Below are 16,251 nucleotides of genomic sequence, written 5' to 3'. Positions count from 1 at the left end.
CTGCATTCCTCCCGAATTAAGCATCACGCATTGCTCAGATTCAGTTCTCCTTTGGCATCTTTGAGCCGGTAACTTATACCGTTCATATTGAGGATTTCCGCTCGGTGGATTAGCCGATCCACTAAAGCGTTGGTCATGGCTTGATCATTGCCAAGAAAAGCTGGCCATTTGGAAAACTCAAGGTTGGTGGTAATTATGGTGCTACTCACCTCATAGCGAGCGGCAAACACCTGAAACAAAAGGCTAGCTCCTTGCAGATCAAAGTTCAAATACCCGAGCTCGTCAATGACCAAAACTTGACAGTTGTTGATGGCCTTAATATAACGGGAAAGTTGCCGTTCGTTTTGGGCCTCGCTCATCTGGTTAACTAGGTCCGAGGCTCTTCGAAAACGTACGGTATAACCACGGCGGATGGCTTCTAAACCAAGAGCAATCGCCATAAAGGTTTTTCCCGTTCCGCTGTTGCCGATAGCAAGAACATTTCGTTTCTCGTGGATGTAATGACACTCTGCCAGTTGAAAAACATCCTCCTTTCTCAGTTTAGGTAAGCGATAGGAACTGAATTCAAAGGTATCCAAGGTGTGGATCACAGGAAATCCCGCTACCTTAGTCCGCCGTTGAATCCCCCGGCGTTCCTTTTCTAGGACCTCCATCTCCAAGAGCTGAAGCAGGTTATCGGCAAAATTGGCCTCCTTGGAGATATATTGGTTGTATCCTGCCAGCATTGGAAGTTTAAGAAGCTTTGCAAGTTCAACTAGTTTGGCATGGTTATGCTGACTCATGCTTTGTCTCCTCCCATCAATCCGTCGTACTCCGATAAATCGGCATGTTCGACCGTAATACAAGGTAAAACCTCAGTTGCAGCAGTAGCAACGCCTAGGTAATAGCAAACCAGTTGGTGGGTGGGTGAACCAGTAAGGTTCGCCTTGTCGACAGCCCACAGGAGCTCATCTGTCCCGACCGTGCGCCCTAGTAGCATAATTTGCAGAAGTTGCTCTTCTTTGTCTTTGGCCCTACACACTTTCAGAAAGCGTTTTAGTTCCTCCGGCATGACGCCTTTTTTCAAGGGGGCAGCATTCATGAGTGCTCGGGGTTTACGACTGAGGAGTTCTAAGTAATGGTCAGTAATGTATTGATGATCCCCTTTGATGAGAGTCTTGTTATGGGTACAGATTTCCTTACCCCTATGCCAAATGGAGACGGTAAACGGTGAAACTTTTAACGTCACTCTTTCTCCCACATAGTCAAAAGGAACCGAGTAACGGGTTCCTTCTAATAAGACGGTGAGGTCGTGACATACCAGAGCAGGAATGCTTTTGGCCGTGTCCAAGGGAGTGATGGGTAAGGGGTTTAGGCATTGGCGTTCCTCGGTAAACATACTCTTAATACTCGCTGATCGGTAACGGATCTTGTGGGTTTCAATGTATTTCACACAACAGGCGTCCACATGCTGCTGCAATTCCGCAAAGTTCTTAACACACGGCATAGGTGTAAACGCGATCCGTCGAATAATGGCAACAGCGTTTTCAATACCGCCTTTTTCCCAACCAGCTGCCACATTACAAAAGTCGCTGTCAAAGCTGTAATGAGCCTCTAAATTCTTAAACTCTTCCTGTTTGACGGCTGTGGTTCCGGAGCCTTTAGCGACTGCACTGCGTAGGTTGTCATAGATACAGCGTTTTGGTACTCCACCGAAAAACTCAAACGCTTTGACATGGCCCGTAAAAAAAGAGGGATTTGTTTTGTCCGGAAAAACTGATGTATAAAGGCCATAGCTGTATGGTAGGATGGTGACGAACAGCGAGACACCTGTATTGACACTGTCCATCCAGGCCTTGGCATCGCCCCAGTCTACCTGCATGGCTTCACCCGGTTCAAAGTAAAGGGGCACGAAGGCTTCTGGATGTTTTTGAACCAAAATACGCACATGACGCCGGATCGTGGACTCGCCCACGATGAATCCCTTTTTCGTTAGTTCCTGCCACATCGTTTTGGCCGTTCGTTGTTGTTTTCGGGGCAACGTTTTGTTCTCATCGAGCATGGTGATTAGTTCTTTTTCTATGGCTCCCCGAGCTTGGGGCAAGGGTGGGGTAACCTTTAATGGGGTGCTTTTCTTAGCATCATGAAGGATTTCACCTTGGCAGTATTTCTTCACGATCTTGCGACTGCAGTTAAGGATGCGTGCAATGTGCCTCTGGCTATGACCTTCGTTGTACAACCGCCGAATTTGTTTGTAAAGAGAGAGTTCAATGGCCATGTTCTCCGACCCCCTCTGTTTTCCCCGGGGAAACATTATCTAAATTGGCTTTAGCGAACCCTGCAAATCGCCAAAGAGACTGAGTGCACTGCTTAAGCATGGGTAACATGGTCTGCCTTTCTTCTAATGTAAGTGTCGCTAACAGACCTTCTGCCTCGCCCGTTAGTCTAAAGAGCATAGCTAAAAGATTACGGAGTTTTTGTAACGTCACTAACTTAGGACTTAAATCATCTTGGACTTTACAACGCTTGGATTTTTCGGTTGTGGTCAGCCATTCGAGGGTGGTCTGAGGGTTTTCTAAGACAGACCGTTTCACTTCTTGTGGAGTCTGAGGGTTATTGTAAGTTGAAACAAGCCGTTCAACAGCCGATTTGGGTAAATGTTCTGTGATCACCTTACCCGCAAAGGTTTGCTGTACATCACCCGGCAGTCGAGCGATTTCCTGTGCGGTATGGGAGCATATCTGTCCCGCCTGCACTAGCTCCACAACACTGGTGGCTAGTCGATCGCTCAGAGCTAGACGTTTACTAACCCAACTGATCGAACGCCCGAGCATAAAGGCCACTTCGCTCTGGGTCTGCAGGTGGTTTTGGCAAAGTTCTTTAAGCAAGAGTCCTTCACTTAGAGCATTTGAGCTTTGCTTAAGAGAAGACAAGAGCAAAGCTAGGCGGGTAGCTTCTGGTGCCTCTAAGCATTCCATCACTACCGCCCGAACTGTACTCTGACGCATCTGGGTAATGACCATTCGTTCGCATTCACCAGCTATGATATGGTAATGCCCATCATCACAACGGCTCACTACTAACGGGTGGATTAGTCCATACTCTCGAATTGCCTTCTCACTACGTTCCATTTCCCTATTGCCTACTGAGATTGCGAGAACATTATTACCTTGAATGGCTTTTACCGGGATTTCTTCAAGTTTACTACGCGATATATCCATCGTTACACCTCCTTAGCCTTAAATTAACAAGGAACTTGGTGCAGCGCTCTATTTTACAAAAATATTAGGCAAGTTTGCCTATACAAGAAAGCGATCGGTATCTGTAAAGTATTGATACGCAAACCAACTGCCGAATTCTGGCGGAACCCTCAGCACAGGCTCAAGGAGTCCGATTAATTGTTCGGCCAACACGCACTTCAGCTTATCCCAATGTTTACGAGGGACAACCCTAGAAGTGGTTGAACCCCAGTCATTGATGATCTGAGCCCCATACTGAATAAGGTAGGGCAAGATCGGATAAAGCTTTGGCAAAAACCGACAAAGGGTGGAGTGGCTGAAGGTTGTTAGCCCAAAGACTTTGATTACTTTTTGGGCGGTTGATCGCATACTTTCCCCGCTGGAGAGATACCAGGCTACAGCATAAAGATACACAAACACAGGATATGAACGGTTGGGGAGTTTAAAGGATGGCCAAATCATCTGGTAACTACCATCGTCCATACGTAGAATGGGACATTGGAGGGTGAACTGTCGATGATGTATTATTAGAAGATACTGCTTCTTCTTTTTGATGACCGTTCCCTGTGTTATGAACTCCTGCAGTTCCTCAGCGCTGAATGCCCGAACTTCTTGGGGAAGACGATTTTTTAAATTGACGGTCGATATTTTAAGTGTTATATTCATCTTGCTGATGGTTTTTTGGTGAAAATGGATTTTTTGCTCGCAACAAAAATCTACCATTTTTCTACCGAATTTTCCATCAGTTTTTTTATATTACCGTCGTGGTCCCTAAGTTATTGAGCACAAAAAGAAAAAAGACCACTTGGTGGTCTCTGATTGAATGAGCGTTGGGTGCCATTTTGGTATCCTTTGAAGTGAGCGAATCCACACCACTTCAAAGAAGCATCTAATATTGATTTTTACAAAGAAATATGAAAAACTGTATTATAGTTAGACTCTAACTTTGTAGATTTTTGCAAAGGTATGGACGCTGTCAAAAGGCGGAAGAACCCCTAGGTCCGTACTATAAGTTAAGTTAGGAGAATGCTCAATGGAAAAGTTAACATTTACCATGGAAAACTATTTAGAAGCGATATATGAGCTGTCAACCGACGGAAACGGAGCAAGAATATCCGATATTGCTGAACGATTAGGCGTAACAAAGGCAAGCGCCAACAGTGCCATGTCAACGCTTTCAGAAAAAGGATTGATCATCAATGAAAAATATAAAGAAATATTCCTTACTCCTTCCGGACGTGAGTTTGCAGAGTTCACATCAAAAAAACACCACGTCATTCAGCATTTTCTTACAAAAGTTCTGAAAATTGACATAGTTATTGCAGACAGGGACGCTTGTGCAATTGAGCATGTCATTAGTAACGATTCAATTCATGCTATGCAAAAGTTTATCCTTAAACCGAAAAACTAAGAGATTTTCGGCAGCCAGCTTGTGCTGTTCAAATGGTCAGGAACTGCATAAATCTTGGGGAAGATAGTTTGCCTCACAGCGAAAGAGTCCTGTAAATTTTTTAATGAAATTCTAAATCAGCCCTCTCTCACAAGTAAATCTATTACATTATAGTCAAATCGTTAATAAGTATGAGAAGATTTACCCGAATACAGGTCTATAAAATACCCTGCCCAGATCCAGGTCCAACCCCGGGAAATCAGGATGTGTGAATTTGTCGCCCGGTCCCCCTGCAAATACCAGGGTATAACTTGCATCTTTAAGCTTATAACTTTCCAATGTGTCCTCCTCGGAATCCACAATCCAGTAGTGAGGGATCCCTGCCTTGCGATATATTTCCATCTTCCGTATGCGATCTTTCCGGCGATTTGTCGGGGACATAATTTCCACCACCAAATCACAAGAACCGTCGATGCGTTCCTGGCGCATAATTTCCCTGCGCGCACTAGAGATAAATAATATATCCGGCTGTACTACATTACTGATGGTCAAAGTAACATCCAATGGAGCAAAAAAGAGTTCTCCCTCTGGATCATAATCATCAAAGAAAGTCATCAACCGACGTCCTAGTTCTCGCGATAATCGCTGATGATGCATCGAAGGCGATGGCTCTTATCTACTTTTTTGAATTGTGCTCGCTCGAAAAAATCCTCCGAAGATGGACTTCGGAGGATGTTAGTTGTAAAGGCTCTTCTTGACTAAAGAGGGATAGACACTGTAAAACAGGTTCCTTCCCCTTCGTTGCTTTTCACGTTTATTCTGCTGCTGTGAAGTTCAACAATTTTTTTCACAATCGATAACCCAAGCCCATTACCTCCTCCAGAATGGCTTCTTGCCTTGTCCACCATGTAAAATCGATCAAATATATAAGGAAGGTCTTTTTCCGGAATCGCTTTACCCGTATTTTTTATGTGAACACGAACAGCTTGATTATCTACTTCCATTATCACTTCAATCCGACCATCTTCATCTGAGTATTTAATCGCATTGTTAATTAAATTTTGCGAATGTGTTACATAATTAAGTGCTTCCTGTCCGTCCTTCGCCTCCACTACTGAAAATTGACTATTTTCAAGATACAGCTTGATTAATTTGCGAATATGTGGGTCATCATCTACTACTAGGATCGTATTCATCAAGACCCTCCACTCATCTACCCTCTTAATTTAATAAAATCATTATGCCCGAGACAAACATTGGAATGCGTACATCAATGGCCCCCTTCCTTTTTGAGAATTAGGACGGGGGACCGTTGATTGGATTTCGTAAAATAATAAGCTATTAACCGGCTACATCTCTTTTGCTAAAAACAAGCCAAGAAGTAGCGTTAAAAATTACAAAATATACAGCTAACACAATCAGTGAAAAGGACATTGTCATACCAGAAACCACCGGTATCCCGTTAATATATTGGGTTAAATCAGTATTTGCAAACAGTATATATTTAACCCAGCTATAGTCTTTCAAGAGACTCACTAAAATACTACCTGTAAACATTGAGAATATAGATATTCCTACAGCTAATGAGTTATTTCGGGATACCGTGGAAATGGTAAAGGCAAAAGTAACCATCATAAGCAAACTAACGCAACCATAGCCATAGGTTGTAAGAATATGCCACATCATATTTACTTCATGAACAACTCCATCTGTATAAGCGAGAAAGGGCTGAGTTACTCCGCTAAAGCCATAGAATAGTCCACCTATAATAAAGGACGCGACAAAAAGAGTTAAAAGTCCAACCAATGCAAACACCAAAACAGAGAGGTATTTGGCCAAAAGTATCTTCCACCGCTTAAAGGGCCTACTCAGTAATAGTTTAATGGTTCATTAGAAAATTCTCCCGCTATGGATCCTGCCCCAACTATAATGGTTAAAAGTGAAACCAGAGATATTAGAGCTGAAACAGGAATAACAAAGCCCCATAAGGTTCTTCCCTCTATTGGAGGTAAGTCATGATCTATTCTATAGGTATTTGTATCAATTTCCTGTTGCATTTCTTCTTTAGTTTGACCAGGACCAGTCTGTGGTAGAGTAATTTGAGTTTGTAGAGTTTGATTCGATTGGGTAAGTTGTATTTTCCAATCATTCGTTGCAGTGGGGGTGTTAGCTTTCAATATAAATCCACCAATGAGAACCGCTACAACTAATAATGCTAGCATTATAGGAGTACTTTTCTGAGAAAAGATCTTCTTAACTTCATTTTTAATTAGCTTAAACATTCTATTCAATTTCATTACCTGGTTTCCAAATACTAAACAATTCTATACATTTGCCTAATATCTTCACTTTGCTGACTAAACAAAGCGGTAGCGTCACAGGATTCAGCTACTAGGGTCAATACTCTCGTATCAAACATCCGCAAGCCTATGGAGTAAGACATCCATTAAGTACATCAGATGTGCGACGGTTAGTCGCCCTTAATGGCACTCCGCACAAGCCTTTCAACTTAGTGTACTTGTGCAGTGATAGTTTTTAAGGTTAATGTTTAAGCAATCCCTAGTAGAAGTTTCCTACGCACTTGCCATAAACCAGGCGTGTTCACTTCCTTCCGTTTTTTAAATAGTTTATTGACCTGTTTGCTAATCTCGCTCCACTGACCCCATTCGGTCTTTGCCATAAATTCTTGACGCTTTTTCGATGGCACTAATTTATCAAGCAGTAATTTCGGTACAGCTTCCTTTAATCCATAACTTCGCCTTGCAATCACTAAGGCTGCTCCGTTGTGTACATCGAGCCCATATTGGTGGCAATACTTGTAAAGCCCAATTTTGCTAGTATATTGAGGTGGTCCCTTGACGTATTCAACCCCTCGACGCAAACATCGACGTTCCAACATTCGTAGTAATGTGGCGTAAACAAACTGGTGAGTTACTCTCGCTAGTTTGCTAGAAACATCGCGGTCATCCTTAAACTTCAAATCCTCCGTTGCCATACCGCATTTATGTTTTTCCGCCTTACTAACGGCTTGTGCTGAAAGCTCACCGCATAAATTGAGACGTCTGTTACCTCGACAGAAGGTTAACTCATGCTGTCTTAGGTAGGCGTGTCCTTGGTAGTTCCCTTGTCTACTGACCTCAGTGAGACCAAAACCATCTGGATTGGTATCTGTTCCTATTATGCTAACATGTCCCGTATAAATCACCTTTGCTTCAAGCTCTTCAAAGGTGATGTGAGCATAATACTTTCCGTCCCGCCTGAGTATCTCGACTTGGTAGGCATCCCCTCGTTCTAATGAGTCCATAAACAGTTTTCGATAATGAATGCCGTTAACATTACCTGTCTTCTTCGATAGCTTTTGAGGTAAATAAATCGGCATTAAGACCTTAATTGCTCTATTCGTCTTGGTTTTTTCCAATGTGGAAATCTCCAAGAAACTGGAACCTTCTTTAACAACAATTCTTAAATTAGGGTTACCACCTTTAGATTTATCACCCCGACTGTAAAGTCTATTGTTTCTTCGGTCTTGCCATTCTTGCTTTGTAATTAACCCCTTACATCGTCTCAAGAACAAAGCTTTAGTACCGAAGGTTACAGGTGGAAATGTTTTGCTTGTCAAAAACGTCGTCCAATAATCTAAGTTTTGCTGACGTTTCGCTAACTTGGATTGCAGGGCCTTAACTTTCTTTTCAGAGAGTTTTGGATTTCTTAGCACTTTAACAAGTTCTTCAACTTTCTTGCTGTAGTTTTCGCGATTAAGTTTAACAAGCTCATGTTGAGAAGCTATCGTTTGTCTCGCTGATTCAACGGCATCTTTGGCTTGTCGAATATTTAAGTTGTATTTATGCGCTACAACCTTCTCTAAATCACCGATCACTTGCCCTTCGAGCTGACGTTTAAAGGAGTAGCGAATAGCAGTACAGAATACGAGCATCAGGTTATCTATTAGCGCCTTTTGTTCATTCGTTAGGTTGACTAGAATCGCTTTCATGGTTGTTTTCACAGGACTCACCTCGTTCCTGCTCCAAAGTTTCTAAGGTTTTGACGATCGTCTGCTTAAGCTTTCTGCCACCTCTGGCTCCATATAACCTCGCGCTGAAACAAGTAACTAGGCTTACTAAGTCGTTGACCATTTCTTCATTAGGTTGCAGCTTTACACCTTGCTCGACTGCTTCAATTTCGACATTAAAGGACTTTGCGAACTCCTTAAGGTAGGAATAGCCAAACCGTGCTAAACGATCCTCGTTTTCAACCACTATTAGATCAGTGTCACTTAGAGCCCTGAACATCTTCATTAGTTCTCGTCTGTGATCATTAAGTCCACTAGCAACTTCTTCATAGACATTAACAACTGTGTACTGCTTATCTATGCAATATTGGACCAATCGTTCCCTCTGCCTCAGAAGATTACCGCTTTCTTGTTGTTTTTTAGTTGAAACCCGACAATAGATAGACGCGTTTTTCTTTACGGATTGCACTACCTCCACAGAATTAACAATAGCTTCAATATCTTCACTCCTGTAGCGACGATGATTTCCAAAGGTCCTCACAGGTTTAAGTTTACCTGATGCATCCCACCGCCGCAGAGTAATCATCGTTACCCCTAACCGATGAGCCGCTTCACTTATATCTATTAAATTGCTCGCCATTGCATTCACCTCTACTATATTATAACACAAGCAGTGGCAATTTATAGTATATTTGACTAGTAATGATGATATTTGTATAAGATTAAAGCAATTGGTTCTACCTCCTAATCTATTTAACCCTTCAAGAATCCGTAGTTGGTATGTGAAATTCAAAACCAGATTGGCCGTCGTAAGTCCTTACTCGATCCTGAACGTTTGGCCAATCAGCCGCTGCCACCCCCGTAGTTAGGGCTTTAAGGAGAGAGAAAATTGTGGCCATACCATTCAAAGCAGATGGCTGCGGAGTAATGACTTTAAGTAAGGCATTGGCCTCAATCCCTATTGGGGAAAGCTCATCATCCGAAATCCCCAGAACTTTAACCCCTTTGGTTTTCGCTGCCTGTACAAAAGAAATCGTCTCTGCCGCGTAACGTGGGAAAGAAAAGGCGATGACCAGCCAATGTTCATCCATTTCCATGATAATGCTGTCGGCGTTATCAATCGGGCCCCTATAGAGGGAAGTGTCACCGCGAATTAGGTTTAGTGTGAAAGAAGTCCAGTTGGCCAAGGCATATGATGTTCTAAACCCTACGACAATAATCTTTCTCGCCTGTAAGATAAGGTCAACAGCTTTGGTAAACAGCTCATTATTAATCGAACTAAGAGTTTGTTTAATGAAATCAACATCTTGCTCCATTACGCGTTGGATGAGATTATTCTCACTAATTAGTTCTCCAGTAGTGTCACGGTAGTTCTTGAGCGGTCCTGCCCCTTCGCCGGAATTAAGCAACGACTCTCTAATTTCTGTCTGTAGAGCACTATAACCAGAATAACCAAGTGCATAACAGAATCTAATCACCGTGGTTTCACTTGTTTCAGTCAGCTCGCCAATTTTCTGGGCAGAATTAAGAGCGATTGTTTTCGGTTGATCGATCACGAATTTAGCCACAGTCTTTTGACTGGTTGTTAATTCCTGATAGCTTTTGCGTATCTGGAGACGTTTTTCCTGCAGTGTGCATATAATAATTAAGGCCTAGAAACATATGACCACGCTAGTTGAGTGGTGGCCCTCTTGAAACAGTCGCATACATTTAAGTTAAATATGGTGTCCGATGACTGCCAACAATTGTCGAGTATATTGTATTGGCACATAAAATAGACTTATAGGCAATGGGGATAGTCTACAGGATAGAGACATATTGATTGTTTCATAGCAAAAAACCGAAATGATTTGAAAGGAGTGGATAAGAGATGGGAAATAGTAGCAAGAGCAAAAATGGTACTAAGGTAATTAAGGCGGCAATGTTTGGAGGCGTTGTAGGAGCAGCGATGGGCTTATTACTTGCTCCAAAGAGCGGAGTGGAATTGCGCCAAGATCTAGCCGTACAGGCCCACCAAATCGGAGACAAGGCGCAGAGTGCTTGGCAAAATGTCGAGGACAAAACCCAACTAACAGTTAATACCGGTAAAGGTTTGATTCGGAAAGGAAAACGATTGGTTAGTAACCTATCAATACTAGTACATGAAATTCGGAATGGTGCTTTGAAAAAGACCAGTTCTATTTATGCATCGGAAGATATGGATCGTGATGATCCAACAAAAGAAATAATGATTATCGAAAACGAGCACGAGTTCTAGTTTTGTATACGACCGTGCCATGAATCTGTCATTACATTTAGGGCAGATTCATGGCAATAAATAAGAGAAGCATAAGCTCCTCATTAACTGAAAAGTTATCCTTCTAATGTAAATATTATTTTTTTGTAATACAATTGTGGCACGCGACATAATTATATTGCAGGTCAAAAAAAGATAAGGGATTATCCTTATCGGTGCGGGCAAGGGGCAACCTTATCGGCTCGGTGAGAAGTAGCTCGGTTTGGCGCTGGCTACTTTTTACCTATCAAGAAAATTGTTTATCTCGCAATTACTTTTACCACCTCCACAATTAAAACGAGTAAACTAACTAGTAAAGTACAGGACCCGATCGCAATCATTATGGTTTCATATGTTTTCATGATCCAACTTCCTCCCTTCAGAGAGAAACTGGTTGCATGCCCGCAAACATGATATTTATGTCTATTACAACTATATATGCAGTTATGATCCCTTTTAGCACGTCTCAAAAAAATAAAGTCGTCCTTAATGACGACTTTTGTATTATGCCTATAGGTGATTAGGAATCCGTTCTTCCCCACGTTTAGATTCGTCCAAACAGATTAAAAACCCTGTCGAAGCCGTTTGTTGATTCGGCAACGAGAGGGTTTTTAATTTGAGGAGTTATACTGTGGTTAACTGCTGGTCATAGGCTCCAATTCCTCATTAAGAATTAAGGCACCGTAGTGTCGTAATTGAGAAAAGGATGTTTCCGTATTATCTGAAAAAACGACTCCGACCCTTCCAGGATAATATCTTAAAAACTTGTAGAGAATTTCAGTTGACTCAGCTTTAATAATGAGTGGTTTTTTAATTGAAAAGCTAAGGGTGCTAATGAATCCCCCTATGTCGAAAGGTTCCTTGATATTTCCAAAATCTATTAAAAGGTAATCCATATCTGCAGTTTTACAGTCTCGGAACAAGTTATAAAAATCACCGCTCTTCACCATATTTACTGCCTTATCTTCTGTAAGCGAAAGCTCTTGAATTGAATATTCCTTGTCCTTGGAAAGATCAAGATAATTATAGGCAGAGGTAATGGTTGAACTAGATCTTAGTTCTAACACTGGTGCTTTAATCTCATCAAGTTCTTTCTTTATCGCACTGATAAATTCTGGGGTCGTTCCACAACATCCACCAATCAGCCTTACACCATTCTCTACAAATTCTTTGGTATATGAACTAAATTGTTCTGGTTTTTGGTTATATACTGCCTCTCCATTCACTAAGGCAGGCATCCCGGCATTTGCTTTTACTGAAAGAGGAATTGAGGCAACCGAATACATTCTTTTAATGGGTTCAATTAAACTATCAGGACCGCCTGAACAATTAGCACCCACGACTGCCACTCCTAATGATTGACACACAAGCGCACATACCTCTGCTGAGTTACCAGATAACGTTCTGCTATTTTCATTGAAGGTTACCGAAGCAATAATTGTAAGTTTTGTACTCTCTTTAGCGGCTAGTATAGCTGCCCTTAATTCATTTAAATCAGTAAACGTTTCAAAATTAACAATATCTGCACCTGCATCTTCTATTGCCCTTAATTGTTCCTTAAAAATATTATAGGCATTATCAAAGCTCAAATCCCCTGCAGGTTCTAAAATCATACCAGTAGGACCAACTGAAGCGGCAACATAAGTGTTATCACCGGCGACTTCTTTAGCTAATTTAACGCCTTCGAAGTTTATTTGATAAATCTTATCCCCTAATCTATGCTTTTCTAGTGTAACTCTATTGCCTGGAAACGTATTGGTTTGAATCACATCTGAACCTGCTTGTTTGTATAGATTATAGATATTTTTAACCTCATCTGCTTTTGATAAATTCCACGATTCTGAGGCTTCATTTCCTTTTAAACCTCTCCTTTGAAGCATAACACCTTTAGAACCATCATATAATAAAACCCTTTCATGAATGGATCTTAGAAAATCCTTCATCATTTTACCCCCTGTATGTTTATGGTATTACAACAATGTTTTCCCGCTCGACCGATTATGCTTACTTCAAAAGTTCGGTCAATTTCATGGACAAGATTATTTACTCTTTCTACGCAAGTAGTTTACTTCTTGGTTTATAAGCATAATAGTTTTTCTAATGTCCTCATCATCCGTTTTACAAAAACATAACCGTAAACCGTCTGGATGAGGAAAACCATCGATATAGGAACTGTTTGTACTGCTCAAAAGTACATTATTTTTCGACAATCGTTTGACAAGAACATCGGCGGAGACGCTATTTAACTCTAGACAGGCATAGATCCCTGTTGTGGGTATATAACATTTTAAAATTCCATCGAGTTGCTGCTCGAAAGCATCTCTTAAAACATCCATCTTTTCTTTATAATACTTTTTTGTTCTTTGCACATGAAACTTGTACATACTACTTTGCAGGTAAATTTCCAAGGCACCCTGGGTTAGGATTGGGGAGTTCAGATCGATGCTCCGCTTATAGGTTATAAATTCATCCTGGAGTTCTCTTGGTAAGATAACCATTCCCAGGCGCAATCCCGGCAATAGTGTTTTTGAAAAGCTCCGAATGTAGATCATCCGTTCTTGTTCTTAGGAATAAGGAGGAATGGTTACAAGTATTTCCAAGTTCTTGGAGCCATAAAGTGGCAACAATTTTGGATTCTTATTTGGTTAGAACAGATTCTACAACTATGAATCGGGTTTTAGAGATGGATGATCTTAGGAGTAAAGTCATTGAAAACACAAGAGTCAATTTTATTTTTAATATTAGTGACTATAAGAACATTCAACGACCAGTAGATAGACAAGAACACGAAATAGTACGTACAACTCAAGAAATGTTACGAACAATCCAGGGAAATGTAATTCCAAAGTATTTTTGGAATCACGAAGATCAATTCCACAATCAAGGAATAGGCTATAGCCTGATTTATGATGGAGAAGTAGCTTCGACAGCTTTTTCATCATGTAGGTTTGAGAACCAATTAGAAATTGGGATTGAGACCTTAGAAAGGTATAGAGGAAAAGGGTTTGGAACCTATTTGGGCATGTCGCTTGGAAAATATTGCGTCATACCAGTTAGCTCACAAACTTGGATTTCTACCGACACTTTTTATCCCATATTATCGGCTTCCAGTCTAGAACTCTCATCAAACTTTTAAGACCACTTTCTTTTTAGTCTTGACATAAGAACATATTAGAAGGCATACCTGCTTACTTTTTACTATAAACCTTTTTACTTGTTTGCTTCGCTATGCTACATGGTTTGTATCCCACGGCGTACAGTTTCCCGAGCCTCATTCCTACAAGTGAAGCGAGTTCGTTTATTGATGTCACTCAACCTTTTTGCTTGTTTTCGACAACTGAACTAAAAAAACTCCCCCTAAAATAATGATCGCTGATATGAACACTTTCGATGAAACTGGCTCTCCAAGCAACACTGCGCCTAAAAAAACTCCGACAATCGGATTTATATAAGCATAAGTTCCAGCTTTTGACGCCGGCCACTTCTGTAGGAGATAAATATACGAACTGTAACCAAGGATGGAACCCAAAAAAATTAAATAGGCCATTGCCCATAGACCTTTGCCAGTCAAATGGATCTGGCTGGCCTCTCCAAGCAACAGCCCGATAAGTGTCAAACCAATTCCTCCGGCGAACATCTGAATCCCAATATTGGCTACCGTAGTTCCGGATGCTTTAAAGGTCTTAGAATAGACCGAGCCCAGCGACCATGAAAAAGCCGCCAACATTAGCAAACCCCCACCTGAAACATCAATTATTCTTGCCTCAGAGCCACTCAGTACTAAAAGAGCAACCCCGCCAAACCCTAAGATCAACCCGAACCATCCTTTCAAGCCGATCCTTGGTCCATTGATCAGGAACAGTTCTAAAATCGCATTAAACAGTGGGACAATAGCCATGAGTAGTGAAGTAGCCCCTGAATAAACCCATTGTTCCGCCCAGACGACGAGCCCGTTGCCGCCCATCAATAGAAATAAACCGACGATTGCTTGCCTTTTAAAGTCTGTAACATTCTCAGGAAATTTGTACCCTTTAAAATAAGCAAATAACAAGACCAAAGCCCCTGCAATCAAGAACCTAATACCTGCAAACAATTCCGGTGGAAAGTCGCTTACTCCAATTCTAATAGCCAGATAGGTTGACCCCCATATGATACAAACCGATATGTAGGCTAAAATGACCGTTATCTCTTCTCTCTTTCCCATTATCTCACCTTTCAAATCCCATTCCGAAATTCTCTCGGAATTTTCAAATAAGCCTAGGTTGTAGACGTAGACAAACTAACTCACCTCTAATATTCCACATTTCTCCTTGACTTCCTCCTGAGCCAGCAGAATTAAACTATGACACCAAAAAAGCCAAAGCGTTTAAAAAACGATCTGGCAAGTGAATCATACGGGAAGTCTCACAATCATTACCTTACCCAACTGATGGTGCTAGGAAGACATCCTCCTCTCCAAATTCAAACCATACTCAGCCTGTCTTAACTGGGCTTTTACCTCGGATATACTCGCTCTTCTTCTATTAACCAATCCCCCACCCGCTTTAACTCTGAATTCCAGGTTCTTGATATGAATAATTTCTTGATTTCTATTATTCTTAATATAAAAGAAAAAAGAGCCGATGATAGCACAGAAGATTGCTAAAACAAAATAACCCGTTGCTAGAGAGACATAAATAGTATAGTCATAAGTATTTAGATGTTCTGCGACTGCGTTCTTGATAACTAACGTTTTTGAATATCCCATTCCATAGAACAATAGAGAGGAAAGATAACAAATAGTTGTTAAATTTGGCACAATTACACCTCCACTTTCATTAAAACAGTGATATTTAGTGAGCAAAGACAATTTTAGAAACTATGGGCCCCCTGCCTTTTTCATTATGAAAACAAGCAAGTATTTTAATTGATTTCATTAGTACTTTCGGATTAACCACACTTCGCCCAATCTCCAGTAATGCACTCGGTACATCCACCAGCATGTATAAGTTTATTCCGATACACTGGGCATTTGTCGTGATGAATTAGCCACTGTTCACACGGCTCTATGCAATAGCTTCTTCGATTACATTCTAGGCATACATCGTTCATTTCATTCGCCTCGCAGTACATGTATTTGTATTTTACCCGAACCTATGTTCTTATTATAGCCAAATTCCGTACGGATATCAATACCAATTTGTTCTTGGTAGCTCTTTTTTTTGCATGTGGTCAGGTCGGCGAAACTATTCCAAAGAACACACGTGTCTGATCCTTCTATTTTATTTTATTTTATTTTATTTTGTTTTATTTTGTTTTATTTTGTTTTATTTTGTTTTATTTTGTTTTATTTTGTTTTATTTTGTTTTATTTTGTTTTA

Annotated in this window: 19 protein-coding genes; 3 read left to right on the top strand and 16 right to left on the bottom strand. The window is 41.0% G+C overall.

Features of this window, described 5'->3' with window-relative positions; translation table 11 throughout:
- Nucleotides 1-23 precede the first annotated feature (23 nt).
- From istB to JL57_RS08990, 4 genes are all read right to left on the bottom strand, one after another.
- Nucleotides 24-782 (bottom strand): IS21-like element helper ATPase IstB, encoded by a 759-nt coding sequence (gene istB / locus JL57_RS09005; protein WP_034141715.1) that lies wholly within the window; start codon nt 780-782, stop codon nt 24-26.
- Nucleotides 779-2,257 (bottom strand): IS21 family transposase, encoded by a 1,479-nt coding sequence (gene istA / locus JL57_RS09000; protein WP_034141714.1) that lies wholly within the window; start codon nt 2,255-2,257, stop codon nt 779-781. The genes istB and istA overlap by 4 nt, the downstream gene beginning before the upstream one ends.
- Nucleotides 2,247-3,200 carry a ParB N-terminal domain-containing protein gene (locus tag JL57_RS08995; protein ID WP_034141713.1) on the bottom strand — a complete coding sequence of 318 codons (954 nt, stop codon included), beginning with the start codon at nt 3,198-3,200 and terminating at the stop codon, nt 2,247-2,249. The genes istA and JL57_RS08995 overlap by 11 nt, the downstream gene beginning before the upstream one ends.
- A 78-nt stretch (nt 3,201-3,278) precedes the next feature.
- Nucleotides 3,279-3,884 carry a hypothetical protein gene (locus JL57_RS08990; RefSeq protein WP_291299881.1) on the bottom strand — a complete coding sequence of 202 codons (606 nt, stop codon included), beginning with the start codon at nt 3,882-3,884 and terminating at the stop codon, nt 3,279-3,281.
- A gap of 367 nt (nt 3,885-4,251) precedes the next feature.
- Here JL57_RS08990 and JL57_RS08985 point away from each other — a divergent pair, with 367 nt between their 5' ends.
- Nucleotides 4,252-4,629 (top strand): metal-dependent transcriptional regulator, encoded by a 378-nt coding sequence (locus JL57_RS08985; RefSeq protein ID WP_034141711.1) that lies wholly within the window; start codon nt 4,252-4,254, stop codon nt 4,627-4,629.
- A 180-nt stretch (nt 4,630-4,809) separates the two neighbouring features.
- Here the strand turns inward: JL57_RS08985 and JL57_RS08980 are convergent, their stop codons facing one another.
- From JL57_RS08980 to JL57_RS08955, 7 genes are all read right to left on the bottom strand, one after another.
- Complete coding sequence (locus JL57_RS08980) at nt 4,810-5,265, bottom strand: Uma2 family endonuclease (RefSeq protein ID WP_291299880.1); 456 nt, start codon at nt 5,263-5,265, stop codon at nt 4,810-4,812.
- Between the two features lie 101 nt (nt 5,266-5,366).
- Nucleotides 5,367-5,804 carry an ATP-binding protein gene (locus tag JL57_RS08975; protein ID WP_034141710.1) on the bottom strand — a complete coding sequence of 146 codons (438 nt, stop codon included), beginning with the start codon at nt 5,802-5,804 and terminating at the stop codon, nt 5,367-5,369.
- Between the two features lie 145 nt (nt 5,805-5,949).
- Nucleotides 5,950-6,447 carry a hypothetical protein gene (locus tag JL57_RS33950; RefSeq protein ID WP_291299879.1) on the bottom strand — a complete coding sequence of 166 codons (498 nt, stop codon included), beginning with the start codon at nt 6,445-6,447 and terminating at the stop codon, nt 5,950-5,952.
- 29 nt (nt 6,448-6,476) lie between these two features.
- The gene (locus JL57_RS33945) at nt 6,477-6,905 is read right to left on the bottom strand and encodes a hypothetical protein (protein ID WP_291299878.1); all 429 of its coding nucleotides are present in this window, start codon (nt 6,903-6,905) and stop codon (nt 6,477-6,479) included.
- 251 nt (nt 6,906-7,156) lie between these two features.
- Nucleotides 7,157-8,611, bottom strand: coding sequence for an IS200/IS605 family element transposase accessory protein TnpB (locus JL57_RS08965; protein WP_034141709.1), 1,455 nt, complete (start codon nt 8,609-8,611; stop codon nt 7,157-7,159).
- The gene (locus JL57_RS08960) at nt 8,568-9,257 is read right to left on the bottom strand and encodes an IS607 family transposase (protein ID WP_034141708.1); all 690 of its coding nucleotides are present in this window, start codon (nt 9,255-9,257) and stop codon (nt 8,568-8,570) included. The genes JL57_RS08965 and JL57_RS08960 overlap by 44 nt, the downstream gene beginning before the upstream one ends.
- Before the next feature lie 121 nt (nt 9,258-9,378).
- A complete protein-coding gene (locus tag JL57_RS08955) occupies nt 9,379-10,227 on the bottom strand; it encodes a MurR/RpiR family transcriptional regulator (protein WP_291299887.1) in 849 nt (282 codons plus the stop codon).
- Nucleotides 10,228-10,487: 260 nt separating this feature from the next.
- Between JL57_RS08955 and JL57_RS33940 the strand changes: the two genes are divergently transcribed.
- Nucleotides 10,488-10,874, top strand: coding sequence for a YtxH domain-containing protein (locus JL57_RS33940; RefSeq protein ID WP_291299877.1), 387 nt, complete (start codon nt 10,488-10,490; stop codon nt 10,872-10,874).
- 278 nt (nt 10,875-11,152) lie between these two features.
- Here JL57_RS33940 and JL57_RS33935 read toward each other — a convergent pair whose 3' ends face one another.
- The 3 genes from JL57_RS33935 to JL57_RS08940 form a co-directional block, all read right to left on the bottom strand.
- Nucleotides 11,153-11,254, bottom strand: coding sequence for a putative holin-like toxin (locus JL57_RS33935; RefSeq protein WP_291299876.1), 102 nt, complete (start codon nt 11,252-11,254; stop codon nt 11,153-11,155).
- A 273-nt stretch (nt 11,255-11,527) separates the two neighbouring features.
- Nucleotides 11,528-12,838, bottom strand: coding sequence for a homocysteine S-methyltransferase family protein (locus JL57_RS08945; RefSeq protein WP_034141706.1), 1,311 nt, complete (start codon nt 12,836-12,838; stop codon nt 11,528-11,530).
- 93 nt (nt 12,839-12,931) lie between these two features.
- Nucleotides 12,932-13,444, bottom strand: coding sequence for an aminotransferase class I/II-fold pyridoxal phosphate-dependent enzyme (locus JL57_RS08940; RefSeq protein WP_034141705.1), 513 nt, complete (start codon nt 13,442-13,444; stop codon nt 12,932-12,934).
- On the opposite strand from JL57_RS08940, the gene JL57_RS08935 reads away from it, so the two are divergent.
- Nucleotides 13,414-14,028, top strand: coding sequence for a GNAT family N-acetyltransferase (locus JL57_RS08935; protein WP_291299875.1), 615 nt, complete (start codon nt 13,414-13,416; stop codon nt 14,026-14,028). The genes JL57_RS08940 and JL57_RS08935 overlap by 31 nt on opposite strands.
- 171 nt (nt 14,029-14,199) lie before the next feature.
- Here the strand turns inward: JL57_RS08935 and JL57_RS08930 are convergent, their stop codons facing one another.
- Together JL57_RS08930 and JL57_RS08925 are read right to left on the bottom strand one after the other, a co-directional pair.
- Nucleotides 14,200-15,096, bottom strand: a complete 897-nt coding sequence (locus JL57_RS08930; RefSeq protein ID WP_034141703.1) for an EamA family transporter — start codon at nt 15,094-15,096, stop codon at nt 14,200-14,202.
- A 231-nt stretch (nt 15,097-15,327) separates the two neighbouring features.
- Complete coding sequence (locus JL57_RS08925; RefSeq protein ID WP_291299874.1) at nt 15,328-15,690, bottom strand: hypothetical protein; 363 nt, start codon at nt 15,688-15,690, stop codon at nt 15,328-15,330.
- Nucleotides 15,691-16,251 lie beyond the last annotated feature (561 nt).

Source organism: Desulfosporosinus sp. BICA1-9 (assembly GCF_000802135.1).
The sequence above is the reverse complement of the archived record's forward strand: the minus strand, read 5'-3'. Positions and strand labels throughout refer to the sequence as shown.